At 58.1% G+C, this 18,115-nt stretch carries 17 protein-coding genes, 1 tRNA gene and 2 pseudogenes; 16 read left to right on the top strand and 4 right to left on the bottom strand.

Translation table 11 applies throughout. The features are described 5' to 3' along the window. Positions 1-79: 79 nt before the first annotated feature. A complete protein-coding gene (locus P406_RS12945; RefSeq protein WP_082100793.1) occupies positions 80-1,192 on the top strand; it encodes a glycosyltransferase family 4 protein in 1,113 nt (370 codons plus the stop codon). Positions 1,193-1,255: 63 nt separating this feature from the next. Here the strand turns inward: P406_RS12945 and P406_RS30285 are convergent, their stop codons facing one another. Further along, positions 1,256-2,281 carry a methyl-accepting chemotaxis protein gene (locus P406_RS30285; protein WP_370737603.1) on the bottom strand — a complete coding sequence of 342 codons (1,026 nt, stop codon included), beginning with the start codon at positions 2,279-2,281 and terminating at the stop codon, positions 1,256-1,258. A 1,371-nt stretch (positions 2,282-3,652) separates the two neighbouring features. Here P406_RS30285 and P406_RS12935 point away from each other — a divergent pair. From P406_RS12935 to P406_RS12915, 6 genes are all read left to right on the top strand, one after another. Continuing rightward, entirely contained in the window at positions 3,653-4,774 is a 1,122-nt protein-coding gene (locus P406_RS12935) for a J domain-containing protein (protein WP_046236388.1), read from the top strand. A gap of 117 nt (positions 4,775-4,891) precedes the next feature. After that, positions 4,892-4,968: transfer RNA gene (locus tag P406_RS12930), tRNA-Met, on the top strand. Between the two features lie 25 nt (positions 4,969-4,993). After that, the gene (locus tag P406_RS28900; RefSeq protein ID WP_144431030.1) at positions 4,994-5,323 is read left to right on the top strand and encodes a hypothetical protein; all 330 of its coding nucleotides are present in this window, start codon (positions 4,994-4,996) and stop codon (positions 5,321-5,323) included. Beyond that, positions 5,305-5,535, top strand: a complete 231-nt coding sequence (locus P406_RS12925; protein WP_046236387.1) for a hypothetical protein — start codon at positions 5,305-5,307, stop codon at positions 5,533-5,535. Before P406_RS28900 ends, P406_RS12925 begins: the two co-directional genes overlap by 19 nt. Continuing rightward, complete coding sequence (locus P406_RS12920) at positions 5,522-5,848, top strand: hypothetical protein (RefSeq protein ID WP_046236386.1); 327 nt, start codon at positions 5,522-5,524, stop codon at positions 5,846-5,848. Before P406_RS12925 ends, P406_RS12920 begins: the two co-directional genes overlap by 14 nt. A gap of 162 nt (positions 5,849-6,010) precedes the next feature. Then, on the top strand, positions 6,011-6,274 hold the full coding sequence (locus P406_RS12915; RefSeq protein ID WP_046236434.1) for a hypothetical protein: 264 nt from the start codon (positions 6,011-6,013) through the stop codon (positions 6,272-6,274). Between the two features lie 157 nt (positions 6,275-6,431). Here P406_RS12915 and P406_RS30280 read toward each other — a convergent pair whose 3' ends face one another. After that, positions 6,432-7,220, bottom strand: a complete 789-nt coding sequence (locus tag P406_RS30280) for a methyl-accepting chemotaxis protein (protein ID WP_370737602.1) — start codon at positions 7,218-7,220, stop codon at positions 6,432-6,434. Positions 7,221-7,337: 117 nt separating this feature from the next. Next, positions 7,338-8,312 (bottom strand): annotated as a pseudogene (locus tag P406_RS30275) (cache domain-containing protein); the annotation flags it as partial. A gap of 172 nt (positions 8,313-8,484) precedes the next feature. Between P406_RS30275 and P406_RS30270 the strand changes: the two are divergent. Continuing rightward, a pseudogene (locus P406_RS30270) lies at positions 8,485-9,711 on the top strand (methyl-accepting chemotaxis protein); the annotation flags it as partial. A 39-nt stretch (positions 9,712-9,750) separates the two neighbouring features. Continuing rightward, complete coding sequence (locus P406_RS30265) at positions 9,751-10,614, top strand: methyl-accepting chemotaxis protein (RefSeq protein WP_370737601.1); 864 nt, start codon at positions 9,751-9,753, stop codon at positions 10,612-10,614. A gap of 63 nt (positions 10,615-10,677) precedes the next feature. Here the strand turns inward: P406_RS30265 and budC are convergent, their stop codons facing one another. Then, positions 10,678-11,442: a meso-2,3-butanediol dehydrogenase gene (gene budC, locus P406_RS12900; protein ID WP_046236383.1), complete on the bottom strand. Its 765-nt coding sequence runs from the start codon at positions 11,440-11,442 to the stop codon at positions 10,678-10,680. 227 nt (positions 11,443-11,669) lie between these two features. Between budC and P406_RS29960 the strand changes: the two genes are divergently transcribed. The 7 genes from P406_RS29960 to P406_RS12870 all read left to right on the top strand — a co-directional run bounded on the left by P406_RS29960 (position 11,670) and on the right by P406_RS12870 (position 18,086). Beyond that, positions 11,670-11,798 carry a hypothetical protein gene (locus P406_RS29960; protein ID WP_256216337.1) on the top strand — a complete coding sequence of 43 codons (129 nt, stop codon included), beginning with the start codon at positions 11,670-11,672 and terminating at the stop codon, positions 11,796-11,798. 142 nt (positions 11,799-11,940) lie between these two features. Further along, a complete protein-coding gene (locus P406_RS12895; RefSeq protein WP_046236382.1) occupies positions 11,941-13,209 on the top strand; it encodes an OprD family porin in 1,269 nt (422 codons plus the stop codon). A 179-nt stretch (positions 13,210-13,388) separates the two neighbouring features. Next, entirely contained in the window at positions 13,389-14,216 is an 828-nt protein-coding gene (locus tag P406_RS12890) for an NAD-dependent epimerase/dehydratase family protein (RefSeq protein ID WP_046236381.1), read from the top strand. Between the two features lie 42 nt (positions 14,217-14,258). After that, complete coding sequence (locus tag P406_RS12885; protein WP_046236380.1) at positions 14,259-15,143, top strand: glucurono-1,5-lactonase; 885 nt, start codon at positions 14,259-14,261, stop codon at positions 15,141-15,143. 57 nt (positions 15,144-15,200) lie between these two features. Continuing rightward, positions 15,201-16,214, top strand: coding sequence for a TRAP transporter substrate-binding protein (locus P406_RS12880; protein WP_046236379.1), 1,014 nt, complete (start codon positions 15,201-15,203; stop codon positions 16,212-16,214). A 63-nt stretch (positions 16,215-16,277) separates the two neighbouring features. Next, entirely contained in the window at positions 16,278-16,805 is a 528-nt protein-coding gene (locus P406_RS12875; RefSeq protein ID WP_004402549.1) for a TRAP transporter small permease, read from the top strand. Then, positions 16,806-18,086, top strand: coding sequence for a TRAP transporter large permease (locus tag P406_RS12870; RefSeq protein ID WP_003421655.1), 1,281 nt, complete (start codon positions 16,806-16,808; stop codon positions 18,084-18,086). Positions 18,087-18,115: the final 29 nt, after the last annotated feature.

Raw genomic sequence — 18,115 nt, 5'->3', positions numbered from 1 at the left:
GTAGACAGGCCTTTCCTTTTTAAACACCCTTAAAGCCCGTGGTGAACGACTCAGCACGCATGGCTGAATCAGGCAGACGATGATCAAGGTTCTACACTTCTTCAAAACCTATTACCCGGACACCACCGGCGGGATAGAGCAGGTCATTTTCCAGCTCGCTCAGGGCTGCCGTGCGCTGGATGTAGAAAGCCAGGTGCTGACGCTGAGCCCATCCCCCTCACCCGCTCGCCTGCAGGTCGCCGACCACCAGGTCACGCGCGTGAAGGAAAACTTCAATCTGGCGTCCACGGGCTTTTCTGCCAGTGTTTTCAGTCAGTTCAGGGAAATGGCCGCAGAAGCCGATCTGGTTCATTTTCATTTCCCTTGGCCGCTGATGGATCTGGTGCATTTCGCCACCCGCCATGGCCGGCCAACGGTGCTCAGTTATCACTCGGACATCATCAAGCAGCGCACACTGCTGAAGCTGTACAGCCCGTTGATGAACCAGTTTCTCCAACGCATGGACCGTATTCTGGTGGCCTCGCCCAATTATCTGCAGACCAGCGAGACCCTGAAGCCCTTCGCCGACAAGACCGTGGTCGTGCCCTACGGGCTGGATCAGTCGGCCTATCCGGTGGTCCCGGCGCAGAAGCGATCAGAATGGCAGCAGCGCGTGCCGGGCAAGTTCTTTCTGTTCGTCGGCGTGCTGCGCTATTACAAGGGCCTGCACACACTGCTCAGTGCCTTGGAGGGCGTTGATTACCCGGTGGTGATACTCGGTGGCGGGCCTCAGGAGGCCGAGCTCAAGGAACAGGCCGAGAAACTGCAACTGCGCAACGTGCTGTTTCTCGGTCGACTGGACGATGAAGACAAGGCGTGCCTGCTGCAGATGTGTTACGCCCTGGTCTTCCCTTCCCACCTACGCTCGGAAGCATTCGGCATCTCGCTGCTTGAAGCCTCGATGTACGGCAAGCCGATGATCTCCTGCGAGATCGGCACCGGCACGACCTACGTGAATATCGACGAAGAAACCGGTCTGGCTGTACCACCGGAAAATCCGCTGGCGTTGCGCGAAGCGATGCGCCGCTTGTGGGAAGACCCGCAGCAAGCGGCCCGCTTTGGCGAGAACGCGCTGGCACGTTTCCACGAGGTGTTCACCGCAGAAAGAATGTGCGCGTCGACTGTGCAGGTTTATCACGACCTGCTGAAATGAATATCGTCTCTCGATGAATGAAAAAGCCCCATCACTGGGGCTTTTTACTGATCACTTGGCGTATCACCCCAAGCGAAACCGCGCCGTGTTGTCATTCAGCGCCCGACTGCCCTGACTCAAGGTATCCGCCGCCTGATTGACCGCTCGGGCACCTTCCAGCAAACGCCCTGCGGCCTGATCGACCTGCTGGATGTTACTACTCACTTCATCAGCGGTCGTCGCCTGCTCTTCCACGGCGGTCGATATCTGCGCCAGCGTATCGGTCACACCCTGCACTGCCGTGGCGATTTCGCCCAGGCGGACGCCCAGACCGGTCACCGACTGCGCATCGTTGACGGCTTGTCCACAGGCCGCCTCCATCAGGTTGACCGCCTGCGTCACGGTGGAGCGCAGGCTGTCGACCGTGCCGGCGATTTGAGCGGTCGAGGCCTGGGTGCGCTGGGACAGGCTGCGCACTTCATCGGCCACCACGGCGAACCCGCGCCCTTGCTCACCGGCGCGTGCCGCCTCGATGGCTGCGTTGAGGGCCAGCAGGTTGGTCTGTTCGGCGATACCACGAATGGCATCCACCACCGATTGAATCTGCTGGCCCTGCTCGCTGACCCGGCCCAGCGCGGCGGCAGTTTCGGTCAGACGCTGATTGAGTTGCTGGATGCTGTCAGTGGTGCGCTGGCTGTCCTGGCTGCTTTGCTGAGCAATCTGACGCGTCTGCCTGGCGCTTTCCGATGCCTGTTCACAGCTTCTGGCCACGCCCTGAGAAGTGGCGGCCAGCTCGGTGGCTGCTGCGGCGATCTGACTGATCTGTTGTTGCTGGTCTTCGACCTCACTCAGCGTTCCGCTGGACTGGGCATTCAGCGTCAGCACCGCATCGCCGACGCGAACCGTTTCCTGATTGACGCCCAGCAGGCTGGTACGCAGTTGCACCACCGCGACGTTCAGCGCGCGGCTGATAGCGGCAAGCTCGTCACGGCCCTGCACAGCGACTTCCACACACAGGTTGCCGTCACGCAGGGATTCAGCCAGCGTGGTGATGCCTCTGGCGCTGTTGCGAATCGAGGATTGCAGACAGGCGAACAGATAGATAGCCATGATCACCAGAACGCAGAAGACCACCGCCATCGGGATGAACTCCGTGTTGGAAGTCTCATGGTAGTAATCGAGGCGTCCATTGAGCGCGTCAAGCGACTGCCTGCGCAAATCTGCCGTACTGCCGGTCAGGGTGTCGATGCTCTTTTCGAACTCTTCCGGCTTGAGCTTGATACTGCCGCCGAAAACACCGTCATCAATCACCTTAAGCTGTGCTTCCAGCACTTGCATTACTGCAGCGTACTTGTCGGCCCACGGCTGTAACTGCTCGGGAAGCTTGGACAGCAGCAGGCCGGCAGCCTTTTGCATCTGGTCCTTGGAATCATCGATGCGACCACGCAGGTCGCGCATTTGCAGACGGCTCTGCAGGCTGAACTGCCCCGATGCCACTGACGTCTGCCCCACACTCGACAGACGACCGATACGCTCGATCAGGTCCGGCACTTGCTGGGTGGAGAGCTGCATGAGCATGTAGGTTTCAAGCCAGGGGTCGAGAATCAAACCGCTGTCCATCGCGATCTGCTCACGCAGTGCCTGAACCAGGTTCAGCACCGTAGTGAATCGGTCGTAGCCATCAGGCCACCAGCCCACCGTGCGCAATGATGCCGTGTCCAGACCGGTGACGGCGGCTTGAAGCGCCTTGAAACGGCTCATGGTATCGGCAGGTGCTTTTTCTTCGACCAGTACCGCCTGAACGCCCTCAAGCGCCTTGGCAATGCGAGGGATGCCTGCATCGACGCTGGCCATCGCTGCCTTCGCTGCCGGGGTTGGCTCACGCAGGATGTCGGCCGCTTTCCAGCGGGCGGCATGGTCGCGCTGGGCGGACAGCTCGACGTTCAGATCGTCGAGCGCCAGCAGTTGACGCACGCCGGATTGCTCCCCGGAAATGAAATCGAGCTTGTTGCTGTACTCCTTGGTGATGACCCATGCGCTGCCCGCCAGCGGCAACATGAACAGCAGGAACAAGACCTGAAACTTGCGAGCAAAACCAAAATGTCCCATCAGGCGCATGCCTGGTGACAAAAGACTGTTCATGTCCTGCGACTCCCCGTGAACACCGGCCGGATCTGAACGAACAGAGGCGATGCCTTTTGTTGGAAAAACACTAGCAGCAAAATGCCATGTTATTGTTTCAATGGCGATACGCATCGCCTCAGATTGGTACGCAAAGTGTCGCCATTCATTGTTTTTGGCGTCAAAAAGCTTCTCAAACGAACTATCAGGTACATCCAAGCAAGAACCGGACCGCCCAGCAGAAGAGAAAAAGACTTTACGGCAGCCATTTATTCATTCAGCAAAAAGGTCGAAAAAAGTAGACTGGAGAACGACAATCGACCACCACGCAGCATTGCTCTCGCCATCAAGGAGGTCTTCATGACCACCCCACCCGCCTCGCCACGCATAGTCGCGCAACCGTCCCGACCGCAATTGAGCGCCGGTCAGAAGAAATTCAATACGCTGATGGAAAAGCTCGAAGCCAGGCGCAAGCTTTTGCAGCAGTGGCTCTCGATTTCAGCCACCTGCGAAAAGCTGTGGATCGAAGAACTGGTTCCGATGCTCAGTGAGCAGGCCGCGAACGAGATGAACAAGCTGCGCTTGCTTGACGTAGCTTTCGATCAGTTTCGCCTGGCCAAAAAAGACAGACATACGGTGCTCGAGATTATCTGCGTCCTGACCATTTCACTCATGGGCGGCGAACACGATGAAGAACTGAAGCACCTCTACTTCAAATACACCGGCAACGACTACGACGAGGAGGAGCGCCTGCAAAACCAGCGGTTCAAATCATCGCTGGAAGAAGATCTGGGCGTGGAACTGGACGACGATGTCGACCTGGACTCCCTTGAAGACGTTACCCGACATATTGAAGAGAAGCTGAAAGAACAGACCGAGCAGGCGCAAGGCGCACAGAAGCCGAAAAAGCCGACGGCCAGCGAACTGCGTCGTGAGCAGGAAGAGGCTGAAGGCAGCCAGTCATTGCGCGAAATTTACCGCAAGCTGGTCAGCGCACTGCACCCGGACCGTGAACAGGATGCCGATGAGCGCGAGCGGAAAACGGCGCTCATGCAACGGGTCAACGAAGCCTATGAAAATGACAACCTGCTGGCGCTGCTACAGATGCAAATGGAGATCGAGCAAATCGATCAGAGCCACATCGACAGCATCTCCGACAAGCGCCTCAAGCATTTCAACCGGATCCTGAGCGAACAACTCAGAGAGCTGGAAGACGAGATACACGATCGCAAGATGCTGATCCGGGAACAATTCCTGATGGACCCGTACGAGGACCTCAGACCCAAGACCGCCAACACAAAATGTGCCAGGCAGGTCAAAGCCATACGGGAGCATCTCGACGAGGAACAGGACGAGCTGCAGTTATTGGCCGACCCGAAAAGCCTTAAAGACTGGCTCAGGGATCAGCGGGAGATGGCCGAGATGCTGGAGAGGATAGAAGAATTCGATGACCTGGAAATGCTGGAGACCCTGTTACGCTGAAAGCCCGGAAAACCTGACGCCTGCCTGGGCTTCGACCTAACCGGTTGATCGCACGCAATTATTTTTCACAACAACGCTTGACACATATGCGTTCTCCGAGAATAATGCGCGCCACTTGGCTACATAGCTCAGTTGGTTAGAGCATAGCATTCATAATGCTGGGGTCCGGGGTTCAAGTCCCTGTGTAGCCACCAAGTACCGATTCACAGTTTTCTACTGATGACTGTGAATCAACAAGAAGCCCGCCTCGTGCGGGCTTTCTTGTTTCTGGCGATGCCTGCTCATCGTTATTATTCTCTCGGCTCCTCTCTGAAGACCCCGTTCCACGCTCCCCCCTCACATCCGCTCGGCAAGATCGTGCCAGCCATATCGGCCGCCGGCTTGAAATCATTCGTCCCCTATCTTCCCTTGCTTGCGTATCGTGACACGACCTACCCTGCGCAAATTCCATGCTGGATCATCTGCCAAGCCTGCGGTGGCAACGATTTGATTTCGGGTGATTCGCTACGCAATCGGAGAAAGAAAGCGCTATGGAAGGCAACGATGTGATGCAACTCAAAATGACGGTTTCAAGGCTTCATCGGCTTGGAGTTGCAAATCTTGCTACCGTTCTGAATCTTAGTCAGGCGCTTCTGAGTGCAGATAGCCTCACGCCAGCAGCACGTGAAGCAGCGCAAATGGCTTTTGACAGTATTCAGGAGCAAATCGACCTGCTCAAGGAAATAGGCGAAATTGAGGGCGATGTCGATGTCGAGCAGTAATATTGATGTTCGGCTTCTCCAGGCTCAATATGAAAAGCTCAAAGGCCAAGGCGGGCCGACCGACCCACCTGGAGGTGATAGATTGGAAAAGCGTGTAGAAAAGATCGAATCAGCGATGTCCGAGATTCAGGTCAGGCTTATTCGAGTAGAGGCGAAGCTAGACGTCTCTGCCACAAAAACTGATCTTTCAGAGCTCGCAGTATCACTTTACAAGTCCATGAACGAGCAGACCTGGAAGTTCCTCGCTGGCGCCACGAGTATGGCGGCGCTATTTTCAGCAACAGCTTTCGGGCTTGCCAGGGCGCTCGGCTAACTCTTCCGACTAGGCACCGCACCGCACCGCACCGCAAAGTCTGGCCAAATGCCGGGCTTTTTTGCTCAGTACACTTCTTTGCCAATTCCGACTGTCAGGTATGAGCTATGCTCGAAAATGATGGCTCAAGACGAGCCAGCATTTCTCATGAAGGAGCAAAGCATGCGTAAATTCGTACTCTCAATGACTGCCGCCCTCTTCCTGGCAGGTGCGGTAGCGCCAGTCGCCTTTGCAGAGAGTGAACTGGAAAAGGGTGTCCGACACGATAACCGAGAGCTGGATAAGGGTGTCGATCATGACGCCAAGGAAGTGGACAAGGGTATGAAGCACGACGCCGACGAAGTCGACAAAGGTGCGAAGCATGACGACAAAGAGCGTCACAAGGCTGACAAGCACATCGATAAAGAGGTTAAAAAGGATCTCTGACCAAAAGCCTGCCACCGAGCAGGCTTTTTTAATGGGCGGATGACGCTGGACGGTCCAGCGGGTTTGCTGAAACATACATGCACTGATGCTTTTAATCCCTCATTCTTAAAGACCTGGCCACCTGTAAGTGGCCCGGCCTGGATCACTGGATATACGGTCAGATCTTGAAACTGTCGACCAGTTGCTTCAAACGCCCGGCCTGTTGCGAAAGCGCAGCACAGTCCTTGAGCGTTTCATTAAGGTTGGCCACGCCTTGTTGATTAAGCGTGTTGATCTGATTGATATCGATATTGAGTGTTTCGACAACAGCAGTCTGCTCTTCTGTCGCCGCAGCAACGGATTGATTCATGCCATCGATATCGCCAATGCGCCGTGTTACATCGCGCAGACGACTGCCCGCCTGATTGGCAACTTCGACACTTTCCTGACTCGACGTCTGGCTTTCATTCATGTTGAGTACGGCATGCTGAGAGCCGGTCTGCAGGCCGCCAATCATCTTGTGGATCTCGTCGGCAGATGTCTGGGTGCGATGCGCAAGGTTGCGCACCTCGTCGGCCACTACCGCAAAACCGCGTCCGGCTTCACCCGCGCGGGCGGCTTCGATGGCGGCGTTGAGGGCCAGCAGGTTGGTTTGCTGCGAGATGCCTTTGATGACATCAAGAATGTGACCGATGTTTTCGGTGCTGGCGTTGAGTTGCTCGATCTGCGTGCAGGAATCACTGATCTTGGCCGACAGCGCGCTCATGGCGTGGATGGTTTTCTCGACCACTACCTGACCGTCTTCAGCCTGGTTGCGGGCCTCACTGGCCTGGATCGAGGCGTCCGATGCGTTGCGGGCAATCTCCTGGGTTGCAGCACCCAGCTCGTTGATCGCTGCAGCGACGTTGTTGGTTCGGGCACTCTGCTCATCGAAACCGACGATGGACGAGTTGGAGGAGTTGACCACCCGTTGCGACAGGTCATGCACCTGAAGCGTCGCTGAGGAGACTTCGACGATGGACGCGTGCACGCGCTCCACGAACTGATTGAACGAACCGCCCAGTGCGGCGAACTCGTCCTTGCCCTGAATGCTCAGGCGCCGGGTCAGATCACCCTCGCCCTGAGCGATGTCCTGCATCGCACGGCCCATGTCGGTCAGCGGGCGCATCAGCGCACGAATGAGCAGGCTCAACAGCAACGCAATCACAGCCACTGCAATCAGCACGGCAACCATCGCCGAGCTGCGAAACTGGCTCAACGGCGCATAGGCCTTTTCCTTGTCGATCGACAGGCCAATGTACCAGTCAGCCGAGGGCAGCCCGGTGATGGGGGTGAATGACAGCAGCCTTTGCTGACCATTGAGGGTCACCTCACGCAGGCGCGCGTCCAGGCTGACGGTCTGTCCGGGGTAGATGTCCTTGAGGTTTTTCATCACCTGTTCTTTGTCCGGGCTGACGATGATCTGTCCGTCGCCACTGACCAGAAAGGCGTAACCCAGCCCGCCGAATTCGACCGAGTTGATGATCTTGACCAGCGTGTCGAGACTCAGATCGCCGCCGACGACACCCGTGACCTGACCAGCCGCCTTGACCGGGCTGGCGATCGTTACCACCAGGCCACCCACGGAAGCCTGATAAGGCGCGCTGAGAATGGTCTTGCCCGCGTCGACGGTGGACTTGTACCAGGGCCGTTGGCGAGGGTCGTAGCCTGCCGGCATGTCCACATTAGGCCGCTGGGTGAACGTGCCTTTGCTGTCACCGACATAGGTGAACTGAAAGGTCGATACCAGCGCAGACTGCGAGACCAGTCCGCCGAGGTCGGAATTGACCCCCTGAAAGGCTACGTTCTGGGTGAGATTTTCCAGCACCAGAATACGCCCGCTCAGCCAGTTCTGGACGCTGCTGGCAGTCAGTTGACCCGCCTGGCCCACGGAGGACTCGAGGTTCTGGTTGATCGTCTTACGTTGCAGGTAATCGTTGTACAAAGTGAACAGGGCGAACGCCAGCACCACTACACCGGCCGCGGCCAGCAGAATCTTATGACGAAACTTCAAATTCATGACAAGGCATCTCAACAGGACTGCTGGGAGCAGGCTCGGATGTCAGAGCAACTTGCGACACAAAAAATGTCATGCCCTGCACACACAATGAACCTACAACGGATAGGGTTTTAATCGTGTAAACACAGCCGAAAGTGTGCCGTTCCTCCTGGAATGCGGCGGTTCTAATTCAATGACTTACGCGGTGCTTTATAACGGTGTACCGGCGCAAATGATATGCCTGGAAAAAAATATTCGGAGCGTCGCGGAACTTTCTTTATTTTTTATTTCAGCTTGGCCAGTCCCTGCCGATAGTGTCTGTATACCTCACCCCGCCCTGACCTGTATGCCATACCTTTCAGGGAGAAGACCGTTTCAATGGCAGTTGTTGGAGAATTCAATGAGTAGCTGGTTCGCAAACATCAGCGTGAATATGAAACTGGCCCTTGGCTTCGGTCTAGTACTTGTTTTTACAGCCATTCTTGCTCTGACTGGCTGGACCAGCATGAGCGGGCTGATCAATCGCAGCAACTGGATGAGTGACATTACTTCACTCAATGCCCAGTTGACCAAACTGCGCGTGACACGCCTCCAGTACATGGTGGCCGATGGCGACGAGAAGGTTGCCGAAACCGTGCAGACCTCGCTGGACAGCTTCAAGGCGTATCAGGAAAAACTGCGCGCCTCGTTCAAAAGTCCCGAAAATCTGAAAATGCTCGATCAGTTGGGCATTGTGATCGCTGACTACCAGAAGTCCCTCAACAACATGCGCAGTGGCTACAAGGCCAGCACTGCGGCTCGTGATGAGCTGACGACCCATGCTGTCAAAAGCCTCGCGGTATTCGAGCAGCTTGTGACTGAAGTCAAAAACATGGACCCGGCTGACGCCAACCGCTTCGAGCAGTACCGACTCGTCACCGACGCAAAAGATGACTTGCGACTCGCACGCTATGAAGTGCGCGGTTACACCACCAATGCCACACCCGAGACCGAGCAGGCAGCTGTCTCGAAACTGGATGCGGCCATCAAGGATCTGGATGCGCTCAAGGCAACCTTCAGCGGCACTCAGGCCGATCAGCTCAGGCAACTGGAAACCTCGTTGATGGCGTACCGGACGACCTTGCAAAACTTCAAGGCCGCCACGGGCACGATTGTCCAGGCGCGCAAGGAAATGACCACGCAAGGGCAGGATATCGTCAAGATCAGCGAGGACATGTACAAGCTGCAACTGGATCGCCGCGATCAGGAAAGCGCACAGGCGCGTACCACGCAGATTGTCTGCACACTGCTGGCTATCATTCTGGGCATCATCGCCGCTGTGATCATCACTCGGCAGATTACCCGTCCACTGCAGGAAACCCTGGCGGTGGTCGACCGTATTGCATCCGGTGACCTGACCCAGACCCTGGCCGTGACACGCCGTGATGAACTCGGCGTCCTGCAGCAAGGCATCCAGCGCATGGGCACCACCCTGCGCGAGCTGATTGGCGGTATTCGCGACAGCGTCGTACAGATCGCCAGTGCCGCCGAAGAACTGTCGGCGGTTACCGAACAGACCAGCGCTGGCGTCAACAGCCAGAAAGTCGAAACCGATCAGGTCGCCACCGCCATGCACGAGATGTCGGCGACGGTTGCAGAAGTGGCGCGTAACGCCGAACAGGCCTCGCAGGCCGCTTCCAACGCCGACCGCGAAGCGCGTGACGGTGACAAGGTGGTGGGTGAAGCGATCGTCCAGATCGAGCGTCTGGCCAATGAAGTGGGTCGCTCCGTCGATGCCATGACTCAGCTGGAGCAGGAAAGCGACAAAATCGGCAAGGTCATGGACGTCATCAAGGCGGTGGCCGAACAGACCAACCTGCTGGCGCTCAACGCGGCTATCGAAGCGGCCCGTGCGGGTGAAGCCGGACGTGGTTTTGCGGTGGTTGCTGACGAAGTCCGCGGCCTGGCACAACGTACGCAGCAATCCACCGTGGAGATCGAAACACTGGTCGCTGCGTTGCAGAGCGGTACGCGCCAGGTGTCCAGCATCATGCTCAACAGCCGTGAACTGACCGTCAGCAGCGTAAACCTCAGCCGTAAGGCTGGCACGTCGCTGGGCAGCATCACGCAAACGGTGTCGAGCATTCAGGCGATGAACCAGCAGATTGCCGCCGCCGCTGAAGAGCAAAGCGCGGTTGCGGAGGAAATCAGCCGCAGCATCGTCAACGTGCGCGATGTCTCCGAGCAGACCGCTTCGGCCAGCGAAGAAACCGCTGCGTCCAGCGTCGAACTGGCGCGCCTGGGCGGGCAGTTGCAAACGATGGTCAGCCACTTCCGGATCTGATCACCCTGCGTTGACATCAAGCCCGGTCTTTACCGGGCTTGATTGTTTCTGCACTCCCGACCGTCACGCCTGTGGCGGCTGCCCGTTGGACGCCGACAGGCCACCATCGACTGGCAGGTTGACGCCGGTCACGAAGCGCGCGTCGTCGCTGGCCAGGAAGGCGATCACGTCGCCGACGTCTTCGGCTTCGCCCGGGCGACCCAATGGGATGCGCTCCATGAATTTGGCCATCAATGCTTTGTCACCCATCATGTCTTCGGTCAGCTCGCTGCGGGTCAGTGAGGGGCAGACGGCATTCACGCGCACGCCGTCAGCACCATGGTCCATGGCCAGCGAACGGGTGAAGTTGGTGATGGCGCCCTTGGCCGCGTTATAGAAGCTCATGCCCCAGTCGCCGCCCAGACCGGACACCGACGAGACATTGATGATGTTGCCTTTGCTGGCGATCAGTGCCGGCATGGCGGTGCGGGTGCAATAGAACACGCCGTCCAGGTCAACGGACATCAGCTCTTTCCAGTCCTCTATGCCCAGCTCGGTCACTTTGCCGGACTTGACGATGCCGGCATTGTTGACCAGCACATCCAGACGCCCGAAGCGGGTCGCCACTTCCTTGAACAGCGCTTCCACGTCGCTCGGGTCGGCCACATCGGTGGCTCTGACCAAGTGCCCTTCGCCTTTCAGTTGCGCGGCTACTTTGGCCAGCTTGTCGCGATTACGGCCGACCAGCACGACACTTGCGCCTTCCTCGGCAAAACGTTTGGCGGTCGCTTCGCCGATTCCGGAACCGGCACCTGTGACGACGATGACTTTCTGGGTGAAACGATTCATTCGGCAGTCTCCAAAAAATGAACGGGATTATCGGGTGGACTGCACACCCGCCCGCAGCGTTCACTCGCATTTAATTTTGCTTTCAAGAGCGCTGTAAATGGCCGGTGAATCGTTAAACCTCGACCATGGGTGCGTTGACAACGCGGCGACGGTCTGCAAATAATCCCCGCAGTTGTACGACAACCTATAACGCCAAAAAATAAAAACAACACCGAGGCCAGTCCATCATGAACACTCACGCCGCGCCTGCCCGCCCGATCAGTAAAGGCTCAATCATCGAAGCCTTGATCAGTGACACCTCGTTTACTGAACACTCGCACTGCCAGACACCCTTCTCGATTCACAACATTCGCTGAAACACAGCGAACGGTACTCGGCCGCCTGCAGGTCGAGGCCATGCCTGGCGACAGGCATCACGTAATCCTCGAAGGTATCGGCCGCCGCTTGCGCGCGGCCAGGAAAGGGGAAGGTTTCACTAAACAAGGGAGCACAACAATAATGACATCTCACACTACCCGCTCACGCATCCTGCTGGGCGTCGGCGGCATGACGCTGATTTTCCCGATGTTCGGCATGGCCGAGGGTTTCGTCGACGACACCAAGGCCACGCTCACCCTGCGTAACGCCTACTTCAACCGTAATTTCACCAACCCTGCGTATCCGAGCAGTGCCGCGCCGCAGAGCAAGGCCGAGGAGTGGACACAAAGCTTCATTCTCGACGCCAAGTCGGGCTTCACCCAGGGTGTGGTGGGTTTCGGGGTTGACGTGCTGGGCCTGTATTCGCTCAAGCTCGATGGCGGCAAGGGTACGGGTGGCACTCAGTTGCTGCCGATCCACAGCGACGGGCGTCCGGCCGATGATTTCGGGCGTCTGGGCGTGGCGGGCAAGGCGCGGATTTCCAAGACCGAACTGAAGGTCGGCGAGTGGATGCCGGTGCTGCCGATCCTGCGCTCCGATGACGGTCGTTCGTTGCCGCAGACGTTTCGCGGTGGCCAGGTCACCTCCAAGGAGATCGACGGCCTGACGCTGTATGGCGGGCAATTCCGCGGCAACAGCCCACGCAACGATGCGAGCATGGAAGACATGTCGCTGAACGGGCGAGGCGCATTCACCTCGGACCGCTTCAACTTCGGCGGCGGCGAGTATGTCTTCAACGACAAGCGCACCCAGGTAGGCGTCTGGTACTCGGAGCTGCAGGACATCTATCAGCAGCAATTCTTCAACCTGCTGCACAGCCAGCCGCTCGGCGACTGGACGCTGGGCGCGAACCTGGGTTACTTCATCGGCAAGGAAGATGGCAACAAACTGGCCGGCGACCTGGATAACAAGACGGCCTACGCGCTGCTCTCGGCCCGCTATGGCGGCAGCACCTTCTATGTCGGTCTGCAGAAGCTGACGGGCGACACGGCGTGGATGCGCGTCAATGGCACCAGTGGCGGCACGCTGGCCAACGACAGTTACAACTCCAGCTATGACAACGCCAAAGAGAAATCCTGGCAGCTGCGTCATGACTACAACTTCGCGACGCTGGGTGTGCCCGGTCTGACCCTGATGAACCGCTACATCAGCGGCGACAATGTGCACACCGGCAACATCACTGACGGCAAGGAATGGGGCCGGGAGTCTGAACTGGCCTATACCGTACAAAGTGGTGCGCTGAAGAATCTGAACGTCAAATGGCGCAACTCCAGCCTGCGTCGTGATTTCAGCACCAACGAATTCGACGAGAATCGCGTGTTCGTCAGCTACCCTATTTCATTGCTTTGAAACCGGTGGCAGAGCCTGTCGGCCACGGCAGGTTTTGCCTTGTTACAAATGTATCCGGCCAAGTGCGTGCCCAGTCCGTTTTTAGACCTTGGCCGCGTTGACAATCAGCGTATGCGGTGCCGATAATCCGGCAAGTCATACGACAACAGATGACAAAAATAACAATCGGGACTTCTCTCATGGCATCGGCTCATACCACCAAAACTCCCTTCAATCGCCTCCTGCTGACCGGCGCGGCAGGTGGACTGGGCAAGGTATTGCGCGAAACTCTGCGCCCTTACACCAACGTGCTGCGGCTTTCTGACATTGCCGAAATGGCGCCCGCTGTCGACGACCGTGAAGAAGTTCAGGTCTGCGACCTGGCCAGCAAAGATGCCGTACATAAACTGGTCGAAGGCGTCGACGCGATCGTGCATTTCGGCGGTGTATCGGTCGAGCGACCGTTCGAGGAAATCCTCGGCGCCAATATCTGCGGCGTGTTCCACATCTACGAAGCCGCCCGCAGGCACGGCGTGAAACGCGTGATCTTCGCCAGCTCCAATCACGTGATCGGTTTCTACAAGCAGACCGAGACCATCGACGCGCACTCCCCTCGCCGCCCGGACAGCTACTACGGTCTGTCCAAGTCCTACGGCGAAGACATGGCCAGCTTCTACTTCGATCGCTACGGCATCGAAACCGTGAGCATCCGCATCGGCTCGTCGTTTGCCGAACCGCAAAATCGCCGGATGATGAGCACCTGGCTGAGCTTTGCCGACCTGACCCAGTTGATCGAGCGCTCTCTGTACACGCCAGACGTGGGCCACACCGTGGTCTACGGCGTCTCGGACAACAAGACCGTCTGGTGGGACAACCGCCTGGCCAGCAAACTGGACTACACCCCGAAAGACAGCTCGGAAGTTTTTCGCGAGAAGGTCGACGCCCAGCCGCTGCCGGCAGCCGATGACCCGGCAATGCTCTACCAGGGCGGTGCCTTTGTGGCTTCAGGACCGTTCGGCGACCAATAAGCAGCGCTTTCCTCTCGCAGCACTCTGGAGACACGAACCGTCATGGATGCCGAACTGATTGTCGATGCACAGAACGCCACCGGCGAAAGCCCGGTCTGGAGCGTGCGTGATCAAGCGTTGTACTGGGTGGATATTCCCAAGGGCGAGCTGCATCGCTGGGACTTCAATCAGGACAGCACGCGCAGCTGGAAAGCGCCGCAGATGCTTGCCTGTATCGCCGCTGACAGCCGGGGTGGCTGGGTGGCGGGGATGGAGAACGGAATCTTTCATTTGCAGCCCTGCGAAGACGGCAGCCTGATCAGCACGCTTCTGGCCAGCGTCGAACACGCGCAGGCAGGCATGCGCTTCAATGACGGCCGCTGCGACCGACAGGGTCGTTTCTGGGCGGGCACCATGTTCATGGACATGGCCGCCGGTGCGAGGGTGGGTGCGTTGTATCGCTACAGCGCCGGCCAGACCACGCTGGACGCGCAGCTCAAGGACTTCATCGTCCCCAACGGCCTGGCGTTCAGCCCCGACGGCAAGGTCATGTACCTGTCCGACTCACACCCCAGCGTGCAGCAGATCTGGGCCTTCGATTACGACACTGACAGCGGCACGCCGCACAATCGCCGCCTGTTCGTCGACATGAACCATCATCTGGGTCGTCCCGACGGCGCGGCGATCGACACCGACGGCTGCTACTGGATCTGTGGCAACGACGCAGGCCTGATTCACCGCTTCACCCCCACCGGCAAACTCGACCGCTCGCTGGTCGTGCCAGTGAAAAAGCCAGCCATGTGTGCCTTTGGCGGCCCTAATCTGGACACCCTGTTCGTGACGTCGATTCGCCCGGGTGGCGATATTGGCGATCAGCCGCTGGCCGGTGGCGTGTTCGCCCTGCGACCTGGCGTCCAGGGCCTGGAGGAACCCACGTTTCAGGGCTGACAGCGCCCTACCGAAAATCCCGTAGCTCGACCAAAAATAACAAAATCGGAGATATCCATGGATTTCAAACGCAAGCTTCTCATCGCAGCACTTCCGCTGGCCTTCTGTGTATCAGGCATGGCCCACGCTGACGTCAAAATCAAGTTCGCCGAGGTTCACCCTGCTGGCTATGCGCCGGTCGTGGCAGAACAGAACATGGGCAAGAAACTCGAAGAACAGTCCAAGGGCGAGATCAGTTTCAAGATGTACGCGGGTGGCGTGCTCGGCTCCGAGAAGGAAGTCGTCGAACAGGTGCAGAGTGGTGCCGTGCAGATGACTCGCGTCAGCCTCGGCATCGTTGGCCCGGTCGTGCCGGACGTCAACGTTTTCAACCTGCCGTTCGTGTTCCGTGATCAGGCGCACATGCGCACCATCATTGATGGCGAGATCGGTCAGGAAATCCTCGACAAGATCACCAATTCGCAATTCAACATGGTCGCCCTGGCGTGGATGGATGGCGGCACCCGCAACCTGTACACCAAGAAGCCGGTACGCCAGATTTCCGACCTCAAAGGCATGAAAATCCGCGTTCAGGGCAACCCGGTGTTCATCGAAACCATTAACGATATGGGCGGCAACGGCATCGCCATGGCCACCGGCGAGATCTTCAGCGCCCTGCAGACCGGTGTCATTGATGGTGCGGAAAACAACCCGCCGACGTATTTCCAGCACAACCACTACCAGAACGCCAAGTTCTTCACCATGACCGAACACCTGATCCTGCCCGAACCCATCGTGATGTCGAAAACCACGTGGGAAAAGCTCAACCCCGAACAGCAGGCGCTGGTGAAAAAGCTCGCACGTGAAGCGCAGCTGGAAGAACGCGGGCTGTGGGACAAGTCGTCGGCCGATGCCGAGACCAAGCTCAAGGCTGCCGGCGTGGAGTTCATCACGCTGACGCCTGAGCAGAAGAAAGCCTTCTACGACGCGACCCAGCCGGTACGCGACAAATTCGGTGCGCCCTACAAGGATCTGATCAACCGCATCGAAGCGGCCCAGACCACTGCGAGCACCCCCCAAGCGGCCCAATAAGCCTGTCCCGATCAAGCAGCGGGAACGAGCACCAGCTCGTTCGTCGCCGCAGTGGTGAGCCTTATGAAAAATACGCTATTGCGCATCAACGACACGCTTTACCGGGTCTGCATCGGCATTGCCGGTCTGTCGGTGTTGATCATGACCCTGATCATCCCCTGGGGCATCTTTGCCCGCTACATCCTCGGCAGCGGTTCCAGCTGGCCGGAACCCACCGCCATCCTGCTGATGGTGGTGTTTACCTTCTTCGGCGCCGCCGCCAGTTACCGGGCCGGTGCGCACATGGCCGTGTCGATGGCCGTGGACCGCATGCCGCAACAGGTGCGCAGAGTTGCCGGCGTGGTGGTGCAGATTCTGATGGCGATCGTCGCCCTGTTCATGATCTTCAAGGGCTTCAAGCTGTGCGCCACCACCTGGAATCAATTCGTCGGCGAACTGCCGTTTCTGCGCGTCGGTATCTCTTATCTGCCGATCCCCCTCGGCGGTCTCGTGACCCTGGTCTTCGTCCTGGAAAGGCTGTTGCTGGGTGACCAGAGTCATCGCGCGGTCATGCGTTTCGACGTCATTGAAGAAAGCGAAGGTGCCGCATAAATGGACGCTTTTATACTGTTGGGCAGCTTTATCGCGCTGATCCTTATCGGCATGCCGGTGGCCTACGCGCTGGGCCTTTCAGCCCTGATCGGCGCCTGGTGGATCGACATCCCGGCCGATGCACTGATGATCCAGATTGCGGGCGGCGTGAACAAATTTTCGCTGTTGGCAATTCCGTTCTTCGTGCTGGCCGGAGCAATCATGGCCGAAGGCGGCATGTCGCGACGCCTGGTTGCCTTTGCTGCAGTACTGGTGGGCTTCGTGCGTGGCGGGCTGTCGCTGGTCAATATCGTGGCCTCGACCTTCTTCGGCGCCATTTCGGGTTCCTCGGTGGCCGACACTGCCTCGGTGGGCTCGGTGTTGATCCCGGAAATGGAACGCAACGGCTACCCGCGGGATTTCTCGACGGCAGTGACCGTCAGCGGCTCGGTGCAGGCGCTGCTGACGCCACCCAGTCACAACTCGGTGCTTTATTCACTGGCGGCAGGCGGCACGGTGTCGATCGCGTCGCTGTTCATGGCCGGCATCCTCCCGGGCCTGCTGCTCAGCGCAGTGATGATGGGCCTGTGCATGATCTTCGCGCGCAAGCGCAATTACCCCAAGGGTGAAGTGATCCCGCTGCGCCAGGCACTGAAAATTGCCGGTGAAGCGCTTTGGGGCATGATGGCCATGGTCATTATTCTCGGCGGCATTCTGTCGGGGATTTTCACGGCCACCGAGTCGGCAGCCATTGCCGTACTCTGGGCGTTCTTCGTCACCATGTTCATCTACCGCGATTACAAATGGCGCGACCTGCCCAAACTGATGCACCGGGCGGCACGCACCATTTCCATCGTGATGATCCTGATCGGTTTTGCCGCCAGCTTCGGTTACATCCTCACGCTGATGGAAATCCCGATGAAAATCACCACCGCGTTCCTGACCCTGTCGGACAACCGCTACGTGATCCTGATGTGCATCAACGTGATGTTGCTGCTGCTCGGTACGGTCATGGACATGGCGCCGCTGATTCTGATCCTGACCCCGATTCTGTTACCGGTGATCGTCGGTGTCGGTATCGACCCGGTGCACTTCGGCATGATCATGCTGGTCAATCTGGGGATCGGGCTGATTACCCCGCCGGTGGGCGCGGTGCTGTTCGTCGGTGCCGCGGTGGGTAAAGTCACCATCGAAGCCACGGTAAAAGCGCTGGTGCCGTTCTATGTCGCGCTGTTCCTGGTGCTGATGCTGGTGACCTACATTCCTGCCATCTCGTTGTGGCTGCCGAGCGTCGTGCTCTAAAGTCTTCTGTTGCAAGGCTGCCGGAGCGC

The sequence above is a fragment of the Pseudomonas syringae pv. coryli str. NCPPB 4273 genome (assembly GCF_000972175.1).
GTDB classification, from domain to species: domain Bacteria; phylum Pseudomonadota; class Gammaproteobacteria; order Pseudomonadales; family Pseudomonadaceae; genus Aquipseudomonas; species Aquipseudomonas syringae.
This window is presented reverse-complemented; position numbering and strand designations above follow the sequence as displayed.